Source organism: Microbispora hainanensis (genome assembly GCF_006874475.1).
Lineage (GTDB): Bacteria > Actinomycetota > Actinomycetes > Streptosporangiales > Streptosporangiaceae > Microbispora > Microbispora hainanensis.
In genome coordinates this window covers 1-16,328 of record NZ_VIRM01000064.1, presented here as the reverse complement: position 1 = coordinate 16,328, position 16,328 = coordinate 1, and the positions used below count along the sequence as shown (strand labels likewise).

The following is a 16,328-nucleotide window of genomic DNA, read 5'->3' as shown; positions in this document are numbered from 1 at the left end:
CCGATTCCGGGAACCTCGGCAAGGGCGTTGACCTCGGGTGATGTTCGATCTTTGATGGTCCTCTGTGGCCCCGCCAGGGATCGGCGTGACGGCGGAGCCGTACGTACCACCCACGCTTCCGGACAAATGTGGGCGGGAGCGTGAGCCTGGACACGGTCGCTCACAGGAAGAGGTCGGATGGCCCTCGAACCGCGATTCCGTCGAGTCGCGGCGCTGCATCGCCGCTTCGTCAACCGGGAAGGCCCGCAGGCGGTCTTCGATGAGGAACTCGCGAACGCTGGCCACGGCCCGCGGGTGCTGAACATCACCGGTGTCGGCGGGATCGGGAAGTCGCGCCTGCTTCGGGAGCTCGCCCAGCGCGCGCATGCCTCCTGCCTGGTCGCCACGCTCGACCTTCAAGTCCCCTCCCACCGCCATCAGGAGGACGCGCTGGCCGTCTTACGGATGCAGCTCGGCCGCCAGGGCGTACGGTTCGACCGCTACGACATCGCCTACGCGGTGCTGTGGCAGCGGCTGCACCCCCATCTCGGGTTGACCCGCCAGGAGCTGCCCTTCGTGGAGGCCAGCGAGGTGCTCACCGAGGTGCTGGACACCGCCGCCGGCGTGCCGGTATTCGCCACCGCCGTTGGATTGGTCAAGCTCCTGGAGCGCGGCGCCGGCGCCCGTAAACGCCGCCGCCACCTACGAACCGACGAGACTCTCGCTCAGCTCGACCAGCTTCCGGGCGCCGACATGGTCGACGCCGTCACCTACCTGTTCGCCGAGGACCTACGGACCGGCCTCAAGGACGAGCCGTACGTCATTTTGATCGACGCCTACGACGCGCTCGGGAACGCCTCCTCGGATGTGTGGCTGCGTGACCTGGTGGTCCAGCTCGACCGCGGCTTGGTCGTGATCGCTAGCCGGGAGCCGCTGCCGTGGCGGCAGTACGACCCCGAACGGGCGGGCATCATCCGTCAGCTCCCACTCGAAGGGCTGGCGATGGACGCGCGGATGGAGCTGTTGGCCGACGGCGGCATCATTGACCCGCAGGTGTGCGAGGTGATCGCACAGGCGAGCGTCGGCGTGCCGTTCTACCTCCATCTGGCGGTCGACGGCCAAGGCAGCGGGCGTGTGGTGTCGCAGGATGAGATCATGCAGCGGTTCCTGCAGCACGTCGGAGCCGACGAGCGCCGCTACCTGGAGCTGCTGAGCATCGCCCGGACTTTCGACTTCGAGCTGTTCACCCATCTGGCCCAGGCCTTCCACCTTCCGGCCGGGCGGCTCGCCTGGGAGCGGCTGTCGTCGTACTCGTTCGTCTATCCTGCCGCCGAGTCGCGGTTCCAGCTCCACCAGCTCATGGCCAACGTGTTGTGTGTACGGCTGTCGCAGGCGGTCGCCCGCGACGCGCATCGGGTGCTGCACGGGCTGTGGAACGAGCGCGTCCGCGACGGGCAGGCCACCACCGCGCTGCGAGAGGCCGCCTATCACGGTCTTCGAGCGGGAGTCCTGTGCAGCGATCACCTGCTTGACTACGCCGACCGGATCACCGCTCTCGGCGGATCTCAGGGTGTGGCCGGCCTGGTCGCCGATGTGCTGGAGCACCTTGACCAGGCCGGCCCTGACGCGAGCATGGATCAAACGGCCCGATGTCTCGCCGGGGAAGCGGCAGTCCTCCTCGGCGACGCAGAGAAGATCAATAATCTGACCCCGGACGGATCCTGGTCGCTGCAGAGCCGGGCGGGATCACGTCTTGCCGTGGTGGCCGGTCATGGCCGCCGCATCAGCGGGCAGACCGCCCAAGCACTGAAGATCTACAGCAGCGTCTGGCAGGGCCGCTCCGGCCCCGAACGTCATCCGGCGGGCCTATGGAGCGCGGATCTGCACATGGCCCAGGGCCGCTTCCGCACAGCCGCCGAACTCGTCGGCCAGGTAGACGCGGAATGCCCACCCGACGCCCACATCCTGCGCGGCGACCTGGCACGGCTACTGCACCTGGCCGCGCGTTTCAGCTACGACTTTGAGCCGGCCGAGACTCACCTCCGCCAGGCCGAGTCGTACTACCAGCAGGCGGACACGATCATCGGCACCGCTCTGATCAAGACCAACTGGGCCGAGTTGCTGGCCTGGACCGACCCGCTGTCGGCCATACAGGTCGTCGGCGAGGCGATCGAGGCCAACACCGACCTGGGGGCGCTGCACGAGGTCGGCAAGGCCTACACCGCGCTCGGGCACGCGCAACTGGCCCTCGGCCGCCTGGATGAAGCTGCCACGTCGATCGACCAAGCGTGCCGGGCGTTGGAGAAGGCCGGGTATCGGTCCGGCCGCGCCCGGGCCGAGCTGGTCAGGGCCGTTCTACATGCCCGATACGGACAAGCGGAACAAGCGGTCGCCTCGGCCCGCTGGGCCGTGGCCGAACTCGTCGCCGTCGAGGTCTACCCGACCCTGCTTATCCTGGCCGAGCACCTGCTCGACATCCTCGGACATGCCAGCCTCGCAGTCAGCCGCGCGGCGCAGGACGCCCGGGAATTGATCGAGGCGCCCGACGGCCTGGATGCACTGGAGACACGGATCAACGACCACGTCCGGGGGCTGCTGGCATGATGATCGATCTGTACCAGGCGGCCCTGCGCGCCCGTAACGGCGCCAGCGGCTTCTACAACGACAACGTCCGCATCGACACTGCCGGCGGGCCCGTCATTGTCCGCATCCCCCTCGCCGGCGCCGACAGCATGGATTTGCGGATCTGGCCCGAGCAGGAGGTCCTGGCAGCCCTCGCTGCCCACCACGTGACGCACGTCCCCCGGCTGCTGCACACCTCCCGGCATCCGGCCTTCCAGGTGCACGAATACATCCCCGGCGAGGTCGTCGACGACATCGCCCCGCGTGGCGTCCGTCTCCCGCCTGTCGTGCCCCACGACGTGGTCGACCTGTTCGCCCAGCTCGCCACCGTTCCGCGGGACAAGCTGCCCGCGTTGCCGACCGACTGGCCCGTCGACGGCGACACACCGGCGTTCGCCAGCCGCCTCTCACGGGTAACCGAAGGTGTCTACGCCACCTTCCGGCAGCGCTTCGGCGCACTGTTCACCGCGTTGGGCGTCCCTGATGAGCCGCTGGTCCCGGTACTCACCCGCTGGGACAACCTGACACTCCGGCCATTCGTCCTGGTCCACGCCGACGTCCATCGTAAGAACATGATCCTCAGCAATGGGCGGGTCGTCTTCCTCGACTGGGAACTCGCCCTGTGGGGCGACCCCGTCTATGAACTCGCGGTCCACCTCCACAAGATGAGCTACCTCGACGACGAGCGCTCCGCCGTACTCGGCAGATGGGCCAACGTCATGCCGCCCACGCTCCTGCGGGGCTGGGAAGCCGACCTCGAAACCTACCTTGCACATGAGCGGGTGAAATCCGCGATCGTCGACACCGTCCGGTACTCCCAGCTCCTCACGGGGGCAAGCTTCAACGCGGACGACGAACACCACTTGATCGGCAAGCTTGCCCAGAAGCTCAACGCCGCAGGGGAGATCTGGCGATGGGCTGAACCGATTATGGAAGAGCGCGTGGCAGCCCTCGTCCATCAAGCGATCGATTGACCGTCCTGCTCCAGGCGGGGTGTGCGGAGAACATCGGGTCACCAGGGTTTGGCACTACTGGGGTCCATGCTCCGGAGGAACACGGTCATGCCCGAAAGTGCCCTCCTCACCGACCTGCCGCAACGGGTCCACTACTTCCAAAAAGACATGGCTGGGGTAGTAGTGCTCGCCAAGGGTGACCGGCAGGCGCCTTAAAGGGACGGCTCCTCCAATGGTTCGAGATCTCGAAGGACCGGTCGACGAGCGTCACCAGGTCGGCGGCCAGGGGAGGCGCGATCTCGGCCGCCCATTTCCCCAACTCGTGCAGGAAGCCCATCAGGTCACGACGGACCGATTGCAGCAGCGCGGGAAGGAGGGAAACAGGCAGGTCGACAACGTGATCGGCGTTGGTTTTGCCGAGATCGCGGTCCTGGTACACACATATCCGCTCGTCGTCCAGTGCGATCCATGGGGAGGGGTCGTGTCCCAGCCATAGACACCCGCCGCTGGGGACCTGCGACCACTCGCGCCAGGACTCCAGCCCGCAGCAGCAGCCCGGAATGACTGTCACACTGGTGCCGTGGTCGCGTACCTCGAGACCGCCGGGAAGAATCAGCCCGTCCTGACGGAGGAGACCGTCGATCAGGGCGATCGCGTCCAGCCCTGCCAGATCCGGACCGTCCCCGTCATCCAGATTCACGTCAACCAGGGCGGCGACGACCGCGCCGATCTCGGCGGGCGCGAGCCGGTCGCAGAGCTCGACCCGGTCGGCGTCCTCGGCGACGGGCCACGCCCGGAAACCGTCGATCCTGCCTATCTCGGCCACCGGGACAAGGCGTACCCGCCTGCCGTCAAAGACCATCCGGGCGCCCCGACAGCCAGTCACCGTGCGCGGCCTTCAGACGGTGGCGTTCTTCGGCGGTTTCCAGGATGCAGTCCGCCCCGCCGTCGTAAGGGTGATACAGGCGGCGCAGCCCGGTGTCCATCATGATGACGTCACCGCATTCGTCGTCGACCACGGCACGCAGCAGCGGGTCGATCATCCCGGGCTCCCACGGGCGTTCGCTGACATACAGGTGCACGAACCGGTCCTCGTCTCGCAGCGTCGTCCAGAATTCCGATCCGGGATCGAGCGTGTGCGGGTCAGTCCCGCCGAAGAATCGGACGGGCTTTCTCGGAGGTCCATAGCCGGCCGTCACGACGTGCACCCTCTCGCCGTCGAACAGCTCGCCGAGGACGGTGTTGTACCGGTGCAGCAGGATCGCGTACTCGGCCTCGTCCTCGGCGTACCGCTTGGAATCGGGCAGGCTGTGGAAGCGCACCCACCGGTCGCGGTAGGCGTGCTTCAGCTCGTACGCCAACGGCGGACAGAGCGGCCACCGCTCGCGCCACAGCGCCGACAGGTCCTGCCACCGCGATCCCGGTGATTCCGTCACCCGCATGCGGACAGGGTAGAGATCAACGGGTCGGAGGTGCGAACGCTTTCAATGGCACCATCATAAGTCGATGGCGAGGGTAAGACCGGCTATGGCACGGTGTGGGGGTGTCTGAGCAGATCTTCCTGCCGCGAAGCGTGGATGAGGCGATCGCCGCGGAACAGACCGGGCATTCCCTGCGCTACCTCTGCTTCTGGGGACACCGTCCGCCCAGGGATGGCGGCGTCGGTCCCGGCTGCCTGTCGCAATGGTGTCCGGTCACCTTCACCGAGAACGGCCGCACCTTCGCCTCAGCCGAGCACTACATGATGGCGCACAAGGCCTGGCTGTTCGGCGACGCCGAGGCCGCAGAACGGATCCTCGCGGCCGGTCACCCGGGTGAGGACAAGACGCTCGGCCGGGCCGTACGGGACTTCGATCAGCAGGTGTGGAACGCCTGCCGCTTCGACGTCGTCGTCCGCGGCAGCACCGCCAAGTTCGGCCAGCACCCTGAGCTGCGGCGTTACCTGCTGTACACCGTGAATCGGGTCCTGGTCGAGGCCAGCCCGAACGACCGGATCTGGGGCATCGGCCTCGCCGCCGACGACGACCGCGCCGCCTCCCCCGCCTCCTGGCGGGGCCTCAACCTGCTCGGCTTCGCGCTGATGGCGGCCCGCGACGCGCTGGAGACGGGGGCATGAGCTTCGGCACCTACGCCCGGCGCGTTCGTGACCGGAATCTTCCGTACGGCGCGCGGTATTCCGCGCTGCGCTGCGCGGTCGAGCGGTACATGCCGCTGGGGTTCAACGCCACCTGGGCCTACATCACCGGTCGAGCCGGCGACGTCCGCACCGACGAGGCCGCGCTCATCCGGGCCCTGGAAGTGGTGGAGGTCAGCCGGAAGGCATGGCAGGCGGAGCTGGCCGAGTTCGCACGCCGCCGCAGCGCGGACAAGAAGCAACGGCACAGCCGTGCGGCCGGGGAGGCGGAGATCCGCTACCGATACGGCTGGCGCTGGCCAGGCCCGGACGCACACGAGGCGACGCTAGAGACCGTCACAGCGCTATGGGACGAGCACGCCCGCCTGCCGTTCCCCGACGTCCCGCCGGCCCTGAAGGCTGACCTGGTGCAACTCGACACCTTCATGGCAGGCGTGATCTGGACCTACCTGCAGCGCAAAGGGAACCTGCACCCCGACCACCGGCGCCCGCTGCGGGACTACCTGGCCGACCTTCAGAGGCTCAGCCTGGGCTACCCCGTCTATCTCGCTTTCTTCCGATTGCGGAAAATGGCGAAACTGATCGCGCATGACGCCCTCCCACTGATCCGCCCCGCATCGGCAGGGGATGCCGCCCACATCGCCGACGTTTACCTCGCCGCCCGCGGCGAGATGTCCTACCTGCCTCACCTGCGTTCCGACGAGCAGACCCGGGCCTGGATCAGGGACGTCATGCTCCCGGCATCCACGGTGTGGATCGCTGAGCTACACGGCCGGGTCACAGGCTTCGCCGCCCTGCGCGGCGACCTGCTGGAGCACCTGTACGTCGCGCCCGATGCCCAGGGAAAAGGCATCGGCGCCGCCCTGCTGGACGAGGCCAAGAAGGCACGGCCAGGCGGGCTCAACCTGTGGGTGTTCCAGCAGAACACCGGCGCCCGTCGCTTCTACGAACGCCACCGCTTCATCCTGATGAAGGAGGGGCACAGCGGCGGCAACGAGGAGAACCTGCCCGACGCCCGCTACCGGTGGCGGGACGTCGACGAACCCCGGCAGGTGTGGCCGTCCGGACTCAACGAGGCTCTCACCTGCGCCTTCCCTCACGCGCTCGCACACGATGTCACCGCCGTGGTCAACACCCTCCCCACCGCCGGGCACGCACCCTCGTCCTCCTTCCGGGCGATCGTGGGCGACGACAGCCTCACCATCCCCGTACGGATCTACAACCCCGAACCCGCCCCCGAGACGCTCGGCGCCCTTTCTCCGCTCCGCCGGACAATCCTGCACTGCCTCTACACCCGCCACCACGACGGCTACGTCCGCCGGCGCCACCTCCAGCAGATCTCCGGCTCGCTCGAGCCATGGGTCCTCCCCTACGTCGTGCACCTGATCGGGGAGTATGTCGTGGAAATCGTGACCGACATCCACACCGCGCTCACCGACCTCAGCACTGCAGACTCCCCCGCCCACCGCGCCTACGGGCGTTTCCTCGCCGACAACCCTGAACTCCTCGCCCTGATCGACCAACGTGTGACCAGCTACTGGTCCTGCTACCACCGACGGGACTTCCCCCGGCTGGCGGACTACCCCGGACGCATGCTCGTCACCGCCATGCGCGGCGCCGAAACCTCCGCTCGGGACAGCAGGTGAGCCGCCAGGCAATGTGGAGAGGCGGAAAGAAGAGAACCCGCGCAGCCTCGCAATCACTCGACCCGCCCATTGGTTCCGCGCGTGCCGTCGACCTGAGACCCGCGTCCATTCAGGGACGACTCGAGCTTCATGGTCGCCCTCCTCCACCCTAAAGATGGGTGACACTGGGGCCACAGATCCTGATCACGCACGTCCAGGTGAATCACCTGCGTGCGGAGCAACCGCCTCAATTCGCGGGTAATTGGGATCATCCGTTCCGAATCGGGCCGCTTGGAGTGGTTCCCATATGCGGATCTACGCCGAGGAGTTTCAGGAGTTCGGCGGTTGGGACGAGATAGGCGACGCCGATGCGGATGATGCGGCAGGGGAACTCGCCCCGCTTGGCCAGCTCGTAAGCCTTGGTCCGCCCGAGCCCGAGAGCCCGGGCGGCGGTGAGCAGGTCGACCGTGGCAGGCAGTTGCTGCAGCTCGGCCAGGGTGAGGCCCTTCATTTCTTCTCCATCAAGCTTGCCGGCCGGGTGAACCCGACCACGTCAGAACGAGCGGAATAGGACGCGTAGCGCACGACATCACCGGTGTGCGGCGCGTGGATCATCTGGCCGGGAGTGACGACGATCCCGGCATGCCCAGGCCCACCGGCTCCCGGGTGCATGAAGACTAGGTCGCCGGGCTGCTCCTGGCCGCGCGTGACAGCGGGCCCCTGGCGCCACTGGTCGGCGGCGACGCGCGGCAGCAGGATCCCCGCGTACTGATAGGCGCGCATCGTCAGCCCCGAGCAGTCGAACGCGCCGGGCCCCTCAGCTCCCCAGGCGTACGGCTTGCCAAGCTGCATCCGCGCGTAGGCGAGGACACGTCCGGCCACGGCGCTCGGTGCGGCGGGAAGCGCGCACAGCTCCTCCCCCACGCCGGCCGAGCTCGAAGAGTAACCGTGGGCGAAGTCGAGGACCCGGCGGACGTACCAGTCGGCGTGGTTGTAGCGCCAGATGGCCCGGTACATGTCCGTCGGCGCTCCGCTCGCCTTCAGGTATTTTGCCGCCGACGGGATCGCGTCGGCCGGGTCGTAGACGTCGGTTCGCCCGTCGCCGTTCCCGTCTACGCCGTACACCGCCCAGGTCGAACCAAGGAACTGCATGGGCCCCATCGCGCCGACGTGGTTCGCACCATCCCGAATACCGACGCCGGTACCGCGCCCGTGGTCGCTTTCGGCCTTGCCAATCCCGGCAAGCACCTGCCAGGGGATGCCGTACCTCTGCCCGGCCTGCTGATACAGCCGTAGGTAGTCCGGCGGGATGTCACCGTCCTGTCCCTGACCGCAGCCAACGGAGCCGCTCATGGCGGTGAACGCCAGGATCAGCCCGAGCGGTATCGCGATGAGCAGACCGGCGGCCGCCACGAGCAGCCGCACGGTCATCGAGACCGACCGGTGTCACAACTCCCGCGCAGCTCGGTCCCGAGCCTGCTGCGTCGCCAGTCGTCCGGCGCCCGGCCTGCTCTCCTCATTCCCACTGCCCCCCGCTATCGGATGGGGCTGTCGCAGCACGTCGAGGACCGCGTTCCACGAGTAGCGATAGTCCTTGCCGGTCCGCAGCGCCGGGATCTGTCCGGCGCTGGCCATGCGGCGGACGGTCTGCGCCGATAGCCCGAGCTTGGCGGCCAGCTCCTTGGTGGTCAGCACGTCCGGGTCTCGGCCGAGCGGGTCGGTCATCGTCACTCCTCGTGGTCAGCGGTCACCGTTCAGTTTCCCCCACGCGACTGCGACAGCACGTCTTGCGAATACCTGAAGACGGATGCAGCCGTTTGAGACTGCTTGCGCTCTGGAATACCCACGGAGCGTGACAGTCAAGCTACCGATCGCGACAATCCATCGACCCCATGTCAGCAAAGGGAGGGCAATCCATGCTGGTCAGCGCAGTTGCCGACATGCTTCAGGCGGGGCCGGTGCCGAATCCGGCGCCGATCGCACCGCCGGGCCTGGAGAGGCCGATCACGACCATCCTCGGCTGGGGGAAGTGGGGCGTCATCGTCGCTGGCGTCGCCGGCCTGCTCATCTGCGGCGCGCAGATGGCAATCGGCCGCAAGAACCGCTCCTCTTTCGCCGCCGACGGCGCGTCCGGCATCCCCTGGGTGCTCGGCGGGCTGAGTCTGGCCGCGACCGCCTCCGGCATTGTCGGGATGTTCCTCCGATGAAGGCACCCGTCCTCGTCCTGGTGCTGCTGACGGCGTGCGCCTGCGGCACGTCGACAACCCCGGCTTCCCCGGCCCGCCAGGCGCGCATCACCTGGCAGAACTTCCATGGAGTACGGCTGCCGCTGTCGGATCTCGACGGCCCGCGCGTGCTCGACCACGACCGTGCCAAGGGCTTTTCCCACACCCGAGAGGGTGCGCTGCTTGCCGCGCTGCACATCGCCATCCGGGCAAGCTCACAGTGGGGCCCGGCGGTGTTCGAGCCCACCATCACGGAGCAGGTGGTCGGCCCGGACGCCGACCGCTTGTTGGAGCAGGCACGCACCCAGTATGAGGAACGCAGGCAGGAAGCCGGGCTCCCTGAGGGCAGCCCGCTCGGCAAGGCCTACGTGGACGAAGAGGCCTACCGCTGGCAGACCTACACGCGCGATGCCGCCACCGTCGACATCGTCAGCGCTGGCCCGGACCCGCGCGGCACCACGGTCCGGGCCTCCACCCGCATCCAGGTCGTCTGGCAGAACGGCGACTGGCGCGTAGTCGCACCGTTGGACGGCGACTGGGGCACTATGGCGACCCCGCTGAAATCCCTCGACGGCTACACCCGCTTCGAGGGGTGACCTGTCATGCCGTGCGACAGCCTGCTCTCCCCAGACTGCTCACTGACCGAATATGCCGTCGGCAAGGTGGCCGCCAGCGCTGCCAACGGCATCCTTGATGAGATCGCCAAGGCCATCCAGGACGGCGTGGCATGGGTGGTCGGCAACAGCATCTCCTGGTGGGTCAGGGTGCCCTCACCCGACCTCGCCACCGAATCAGCCGTGGACCGTTTGCGCGAGTGGACGTTGCCGATCGCGATCGCGGTCGCCGTACTCGGCGTGCTCAGTGCGGGCGGCAAGATGGCGTTGACCCGCAAGGGCAGCCCTCTGGTCGACGTCGGCTCCGGCCTGGTCGTCATCGCGGCGACCTCGACCATCGGCGTGCTGACGGCTTCGATGCTCGTCAAAGCCGGCGACGCCTGGTCCACCTGGGTCCTCGACACCGTCTCCCACGACGACTTCGGCCGGCGCCTCACGAAAATCCTGGCTCTGACCGGCGCGGCGCCCGGTGTGGTGATCGTGCTGGGGATCGTCGCCATTTTGATCGGCGTGGTGCAGGCCGTGCTCATGCTGTTCCGCGAGGCCGCCCTGGTCGTCCTCGCCGGCCTTCTCCCCTTGGCCGCCGCCGGGTCGATGACCGTGATGATCAAGCCGTGGTTCCGCAAGGTGACCGGCTGGATGCTCGCTCTGATCTTCTACAAGCCCGCCGTCGCCGCCGTATTCGCCACGACGTTCACCATGGTCGGCGAAGGCAAGGACGTACGGACCATCCTCATGGGGTTCGCGATGATGCTCCTGTCGCTGATCGCCATGCCGGTGCTGATGAAGTTCTTCACCTGGACGACCGGCTCACTGGCAACCTCCGGTGGAGGCGGCGGCATTCTCGGCGCGAGCGTAGCCGGAGCCGTCGCCCTCAGCTCCTTCCGCAACTCGTCTTCGTCCTCCTCCCCCACAGGCGCGAGCAGCCACGCCGACTACTTGTCGTCCCAGCTGGGGAGCACACGAGCGCCAAATGGCGCGCCCTCATCCTCTGGTGCGACGACCGCGGGATCGACGGCGGCAGGAGCAGGAGCCAAAGCGGCGGGACCAGCCGCCGCTGCGGCGGCGACCGCGGCGAGTGGCGTGGCATCCGGCGCGAAGACCGCCGCGAACTCCATGCGAGAGGACCACCAGCGATGACGGACATCCGTACCTATGGAGGCTGGCGCCGGCGGCGCGGCCTCGGCCTGCTCGGCCTGGGCACGACCGGGACGTTCGTCGCGCTGGGCGCGCTCACCGCACTGGTCCTCACCGTGTCAGTGGACCTCCGTGCCGCGCTCTACACCGGGCCACCCGCTGCCCTGGCCGGAGCGCTGGTGCTGATCCGGGTCAGCGGCGTTCCCGTCGCCCACCTCATCGCGCGTCGGATCCGCTGGTCGTACGGCAAGGCCCGCGGTCACACCCGCTACCGCGCCGGAGTCGTCGTCGCCCACCCCCGCGCCTTTCAGCTCCCCGGAGTTCTGGCCGCGACCCGGCTCATGTCAGCCGAGGACGCCTTCGGCCGGCCGTACGGCATCGTGTGGGACCGCCGCGCCGGGCTGTTCACCGCGACGCTGAAGGTGTCGCCCGCCTCGACCTGGCTGGCCGAGCGATCGGACGCAGACACCTGGGTGGCCAACTGGGGCGCCTGGCTAGCCTCGCTCGGGCACATGCCGGCCGTCCGCTTGGTCACGGTCACGGTCGAGACCGCCCCCGAGCCCGGCTCCGCGCTCGCCGACACCGTCAGCCGCGCGCTGTCTTCCACGGCTCCCGAGGCGGCAGCCCTGCTCATGCGGCAACTCGTCAGTACGGCGCCGCGTACGGCGGCCCGCGTGAACACCTATGTGAGCGTGACCTTCGACCCGGCCCGCTCCCCTGTGGGCCAGGGCGACATGAGCACGGCGATCGGCGAGCTCGGCCGCACCACCGAGGCGCTGGCCTGCGCGCTCGGATCGTGCGGCGTCACCGTCACCGGCCGGGCGACCGCACCCGAGCTCGCCGGAATCGTCCGCGCCGCATACGACCCCGCTGCTCGCGCCGATACGGCCCGATCCCATGACCTGACGTGGGCGGACGCCGGTCCGATCGGCGCCGAAGAGCACCCCGATCACTACCGGCACGACAGCGGCATCAGCGTCAGCTGGGCCTGGCACGAGGCACCACGGCAGAACGTCCCCGCCGACATGCTCAGCCGCCTGGTCGCTCCGGGTCCACACCCGAAGCGGGTCAGTCTCCAATACCGCCCGTTGCCCGCCGCCGAAGCCACGCGGGTGCTCGAAGACGAGGTCAACGCCGCCGCGTTCCGTGAGCAGTACCGCCGCCGGACCGGGCGGGACGAGACCGCCCGCGACGCCTACGACCAGGCCCGCGCCCGGCAAGCCGCCGCCGAGGAAGCCACCTGGGCCGGGGTCACGCTTGTGACGCTGTACGTCGCCACGACTGTCATGCGCGAGGAGGACCTGGCCCAGGCCATCGCGGTCACCGAGGCCGCCGCGGAAGCCTCCCGCATCCGGCTTCGCCGGCTGTGGGGCAGCCAGTCCGCCGGGTTCGCCACCACCTTGCCCTGCGGCGTCTGCCCAGCCGAGCTGACCAGGAGGTCATGGTGAAGACTCCCGCACGCGGCTGGCGAGAGCCGTACGGCGGATGCGCCGTACACGTGGAGGCCGGCGCGGAGTTCCAGGCGACCACGACCCAGGTCTGCGGCCTGTTCCCGTTCGTGGCCGGCTCGGGCTCCCCCGCCATCGGCACACCGATCGGCCGCCACCAACTGTTCGGCGAGGTCGTCTGCCTCGACCCCCTGGCCTGGCTGCGCGCCGGGCTGGTCACCAACCCAGGCGTGTTCGTCCTCGGCCAGCCGGGGACCGGCAAGTCGACCCTGGTCAAACGCCTCATCGTCGGAGCCATCGCATCCGGCTCGACCGCGCTCATCCTCGGCGACACCAAACCCGACTACACCATGCTCGTCGAGCACGTCGGCGGGCAGGTCATCCGCGTCGGCCGCGGCCTCGACCGCATCAACCCTCTCGACGCGGGCCCGCTCGGCGCCGCCGTACGGACCCAACTCGGCGCCGAAGCCGAACGGACGCGCTGGGAGCTGCGCGGACGGCGGCTCTCGCTGCTGATGGCTTTGTGCACGCTCATCCGCGAGGCACCGGTCAGCAACGCCGAAGAGGTCATCCTCGGCCGGGCCATCGACCTGCTCGACGAACGGCTCGCCACCCCGACCGTGCCCGACGTGCTCGCCGTACTCGAAGAAGGCCCCGAAGCGCTGCGATCGGCCGCGCGGACGGACGACCCGGAGCGATACCGCGAGCGTGTCGGCGATCTCGTCTTCACCCTCGAACTGCTCTGCACCGGTTCGCTTGCCGGCGTCTTCGACGGGCCGACCACTCGCCCTATCGATCTGACCGCGCCTGCGGTCTCCGTGGACATCTCCCGCGTCGGCGCGGGCGGCGACAAGCTGCTGACCGCCGCCATGCTGTGCACCTGGGCGTACGGCTTCGCCATGGTCGACGGCACGACCGGCCATTCCTATCTGGCGGTGATGGACGAGCTGTGGCGGGCGCTGCGCGGGGCGCCGGGTTTGGTCGAGTACGCCGACAGCCTGACCCGGCTCAACCGCGCCAAGGGCATGGCCTCCATCATGATCACCCACTCGCTTGCTGATCTGGAGGCACTGCCCACCGAGGAGGACCGGGCCAAGGCCCGCGGCTTCATCGACCGCAGCGCCATCACCGTGCTGGCCGGGCTGCCTCCGCGTGACCTGGCTCGCGTCAGTGAGATCACCCGCCTGACCGGGCCGGAGCAGGAACTCGTCGCCTCCTGGTCCGCACCGGACTCCTGGCAGCCAGGCGCCCGGCATCCAGGTCGCGGCAAGTACCTCATCAAGACCGGCGACCGGCTCGGCATCCCGGTCGAGCTCGCGCTCGTCGGCGTCGAGCACGAACTCTACGACACCGACCAGGCGATCCGATGACGAGGGCGGTGGGACCGCGCACCGGATTCACCCCACACGGCGCGACCGGACCATGGGTAGCGCTCTTCGCGGGATGGGGCGTCGTGGCCTTCTTCGGCCTCATCTGGATTTCGGCCCGCGTCGCAGCCGGTCTGTTCGGCGGCAGGGTCCGCGAATTCGGTGCCGACTTCGCGTGGCGTGTGATCGAAGGCCGTACGGCTTCCGCCTGGCCCGGCACGCCGACGCTTGCCGTTGTCGTCGTTGCCGCCGTCTTCGTCACAGCTGCGCTCGCCGTTGTCGTGGCCGGCTGGTGGTTCGTCAGCGGACGGCTCCCCGATCCCGTGGATCCGGTGGCCGCCCTCGCGGACAATCCCGGGCTCGCCATGCTGAAGCCAGAAGCGGCGGAGAAGAAGGCCCGCGAGCTGCGGCCGTCCCTGTCCGGACCGGTGACGCCCTGCGACATCGGGCTGGCGCTCGGCGACCTGATGCGGAGCGGGCCCACCCTGTACGCCTCCTGGGAGGACACCATCGTGGCCTTCATGGCCCCCAGGTCGGGCAAGACGACCTGCCTGAGCATTCCGTACGTTCTCTCGACTCCCGGGCCGGTCATCGCGACGTCGAACAAGTCCGACCTGTGGGCGGCGACCGCCACCCTTCGAGCCGTCGAAGGGACGGTGTGGCTGTTCGACCCGCAGCACATCACCTATCAGCCGCAGACCTGGTGGTGGGACCCGCTACGCGGGCTCGCGACGGTGGAGGACGCTCACCGCCTCGCCGGGCACTTCGTCCTCACCGTCGACGACGGCACCAAGCGTGACCTGTGGGGACCCGCCGCGCAGGACCTGCTCTGCGCGCTGTTCCTCGCGGCCGCGTCCTCCGGCCGCACGATGCGCGATGTCGCCAAATGGCTCGACACGCCTGCCGTACCCACACCGGTCGAATTGCTGGAGGCCGCAGGGTTCTCCCTGCTCGCCTCGTCGCTGCGCGGCGCACAGAACGGCGCGGTCGAGACACGCGACGGCATCTACCAGACGGCCCGCACGGCAGCCAAAGCGTTGCGCGACGAGGCGATCATCTCCTGGGTCACGCCATCAGCCCTGCCGGTCTTCGACCCAAAGGCCTTCGCCGCTGGAACCGACACCCTCTATCTGTTGTCGAAGTCGCGCTCGGCTGCCGCGCCGCTGATCGCCGCGCTCACCGACACCGCGATGCGGGCCGCCGAACGCCGAGCCGAGCGCATGGGCGGCAGGCTTGACCCGCCGATGGTCGTCTCCCTCGATGAGGCGGCCAACATCTGCCGGATCGCCGACCTGCCCGAGCTGTACAGCCACCTCGGCTCGCGCGGCATCGTCCCTGTGACGATCCTCCAGTCGTACGAGCAGGGCGTCACAGTGTGGGGCGAGGCGGGTATGGCCGCCATGTGGGGCGCGGCCACCCGCAAGGTCATCGGCGCCGGTGTCGACTCCCCACGCCTGGCCCGCGACCTCGCCACGCTCGTCGGCCAGCACGACGTGCCCGTCCGCTCGGTCTCGTACGCCGACGGCCGGGCCTCGGAGCAGATCTCGCTGCGCCGGCAGGACATCCTCGAACCCGCGGCCATCCGCGCGCTCCCGCCGGGGACCGCGCTGCTGCTGGCCACCGGCGGACGTCCCGCCCTGATCTCGCTGCTCCCGTGGTACGAGAGCCGCGACGCCGAACGAATCCAGGCCTGCCGCGACCAGCTGGAACGACTCATCGCGGAAGGAGCGGCACGATGACCGAACCGGTCTACGAGACGGTCGAGGAATGGGTGACCGAGCGGTTCGTCCCCATGTACCGGCGGACGCTCGGTGGGGAGTTCCGCTGGTGCGCCCAGTGGTGGAGGCACGCCGAGGCCATCTCGCGGCTCACGGCGCTCTGGCACGCCTGGGAGGCGCTGCGCCTGGAAGCCGGCACCGGCATGGGCGTGTGGTACCGCGACCACCTCGACCACCAGCTGCCGATCCTGCTCGGTGCCCGCGGCCCCTTCTATCAGTGCAGCGAAGACGAACACCTCGAACCCCACCTGGCCAACGTCGACCCCGCCCCGCCTGGCTGGTGGCCCTCTTCCACAGAATCCGCTTCGGATAGCCCGGCGGATGAGCCCGAGCTCGACAGTCATGTCTGAATCACTAGTGGCCCGTCACCGAACCTCGGTCGGGGAATTGATCTCTGTGGGTGTACCCGTCAGGCTGGCTGCCTCTGCGATGTTGGGAGGTGGTCG

At 68.8% G+C, this 16,328-nt stretch carries 16 protein-coding genes; 11 read left to right on the top strand and 5 right to left on the bottom strand.

Features of this window, described 5'->3' with window-relative positions; translation table 11 throughout:
* Nucleotides 1-177 precede the first annotated feature (177 nt).
* Together FLX08_RS35075 and FLX08_RS35070 are read left to right on the top strand one after the other, a co-directional pair.
* The gene (locus tag FLX08_RS35075; protein WP_142624570.1) at nt 178-2,583 is read left to right on the top strand and encodes an aminoglycoside phosphotransferase family protein; all 2,406 of its coding nucleotides are present in this window, start codon (nt 178-180) and stop codon (nt 2,581-2,583) included.
* Nucleotides 2,580-3,575 (top strand): aminoglycoside phosphotransferase family protein, encoded by a 996-nt coding sequence (locus FLX08_RS35070; protein WP_142624569.1) that lies wholly within the window; start codon nt 2,580-2,582, stop codon nt 3,573-3,575. Before FLX08_RS35075 ends, FLX08_RS35070 begins: the two co-directional genes overlap by 4 nt.
* 106 nt (nt 3,576-3,681) lie before the next feature.
* On the opposite strand, the gene FLX08_RS35065 is transcribed toward FLX08_RS35070, so the two are convergent.
* Both FLX08_RS35065 and FLX08_RS35060 read right to left on the bottom strand, forming a co-directional pair.
* Nucleotides 3,682-4,416, bottom strand: a complete 735-nt coding sequence (locus FLX08_RS35065) for a hypothetical protein (protein ID WP_142624568.1) — start codon at nt 4,414-4,416, stop codon at nt 3,682-3,684.
* Nucleotides 4,406-4,996, bottom strand: a complete 591-nt coding sequence (locus FLX08_RS35060) for a DUF3885 domain-containing protein (RefSeq protein ID WP_142624567.1) — start codon at nt 4,994-4,996, stop codon at nt 4,406-4,408. Before FLX08_RS35060 ends, FLX08_RS35065 begins: the two co-directional genes overlap by 11 nt.
* Before the next feature lie 101 nt (nt 4,997-5,097).
* Here FLX08_RS35060 and FLX08_RS35055 point away from each other — a divergent pair, with 101 nt between their 5' ends.
* Nucleotides 5,098-5,670 (top strand): NADAR family protein, encoded by a 573-nt coding sequence (locus FLX08_RS35055; RefSeq protein ID WP_425280662.1) that lies wholly within the window; start codon nt 5,098-5,100, stop codon nt 5,668-5,670.
* Nucleotides 5,667-7,334 carry a GNAT family N-acetyltransferase gene (locus FLX08_RS41695; RefSeq protein WP_208761866.1) on the top strand — a complete coding sequence of 556 codons (1,668 nt, stop codon included), beginning with the start codon at nt 5,667-5,669 and terminating at the stop codon, nt 7,332-7,334. Before FLX08_RS35055 ends, FLX08_RS41695 begins: the two co-directional genes overlap by 4 nt.
* A gap of 247 nt (nt 7,335-7,581) precedes the next feature.
* On the opposite strand, the gene FLX08_RS35045 is transcribed toward FLX08_RS41695, so the two are convergent.
* The 3 genes from FLX08_RS35045 to FLX08_RS35035 are packed head-to-tail and all read right to left on the bottom strand — an operon-like array spanning nt 7,582 to nt 9,038.
* Nucleotides 7,582-7,824, bottom strand: a complete 243-nt coding sequence (locus tag FLX08_RS35045) for a helix-turn-helix domain-containing protein (protein ID WP_142624565.1) — start codon at nt 7,822-7,824, stop codon at nt 7,582-7,584.
* Nucleotides 7,821-8,744 (bottom strand): C40 family peptidase, encoded by a 924-nt coding sequence (locus FLX08_RS35040; RefSeq protein WP_142624564.1) that lies wholly within the window; start codon nt 8,742-8,744, stop codon nt 7,821-7,823. The genes FLX08_RS35045 and FLX08_RS35040 overlap by 4 nt, the downstream gene beginning before the upstream one ends.
* A gap of 15 nt (nt 8,745-8,759) precedes the next feature.
* Nucleotides 8,760-9,038, bottom strand: coding sequence for a helix-turn-helix domain-containing protein (locus tag FLX08_RS35035; protein ID WP_142624563.1), 279 nt, complete (start codon nt 9,036-9,038; stop codon nt 8,760-8,762).
* A gap of 191 nt (nt 9,039-9,229) precedes the next feature.
* Here FLX08_RS35035 and FLX08_RS35030 point away from each other — a divergent pair, with 191 nt between their 5' ends.
* From FLX08_RS35030 to FLX08_RS35000, 7 genes are read left to right on the top strand one after another with little or no spacing between them, the layout of a single operon-like run.
* Nucleotides 9,230-9,520, top strand: a complete 291-nt coding sequence (locus tag FLX08_RS35030) for a hypothetical protein (RefSeq protein WP_142624562.1) — start codon at nt 9,230-9,232, stop codon at nt 9,518-9,520.
* Nucleotides 9,517-10,134, top strand: a complete 618-nt coding sequence (locus tag FLX08_RS35025; RefSeq protein ID WP_142624561.1) for a DUF8175 domain-containg protein — start codon at nt 9,517-9,519, stop codon at nt 10,132-10,134. Before FLX08_RS35030 ends, FLX08_RS35025 begins: the two co-directional genes overlap by 4 nt.
* A gap of 6 nt (nt 10,135-10,140) precedes the next feature.
* Complete coding sequence (locus FLX08_RS35020; RefSeq protein ID WP_142624560.1) at nt 10,141-11,292, top strand: TrbL/VirB6 family protein; 1,152 nt, start codon at nt 10,141-10,143, stop codon at nt 11,290-11,292.
* A complete protein-coding gene (locus FLX08_RS35015) occupies nt 11,289-12,737 on the top strand; it encodes an SCO6880 family protein (RefSeq protein WP_142624559.1) in 1,449 nt (482 codons plus the stop codon). Before FLX08_RS35020 ends, FLX08_RS35015 begins: the two co-directional genes overlap by 4 nt.
* The gene (locus FLX08_RS35010; protein ID WP_142624558.1) at nt 12,731-14,107 is read left to right on the top strand and encodes a hypothetical protein; all 1,377 of its coding nucleotides are present in this window, start codon (nt 12,731-12,733) and stop codon (nt 14,105-14,107) included. Before FLX08_RS35015 ends, FLX08_RS35010 begins: the two co-directional genes overlap by 7 nt.
* On the top strand, nt 14,104-15,843 hold the full coding sequence (locus FLX08_RS35005; protein WP_142624557.1) for a type IV secretory system conjugative DNA transfer family protein: 1,740 nt from the start codon (nt 14,104-14,106) through the stop codon (nt 15,841-15,843). Before FLX08_RS35010 ends, FLX08_RS35005 begins: the two co-directional genes overlap by 4 nt.
* Entirely contained in the window at nt 15,840-16,232 is a 393-nt protein-coding gene (locus FLX08_RS35000) for a DUF4913 domain-containing protein (RefSeq protein ID WP_142624556.1), read from the top strand. The genes FLX08_RS35005 and FLX08_RS35000 overlap by 4 nt, the downstream gene beginning before the upstream one ends.
* The last annotated feature ends 96 nt before the right edge of the window (nt 16,233-16,328 follow it).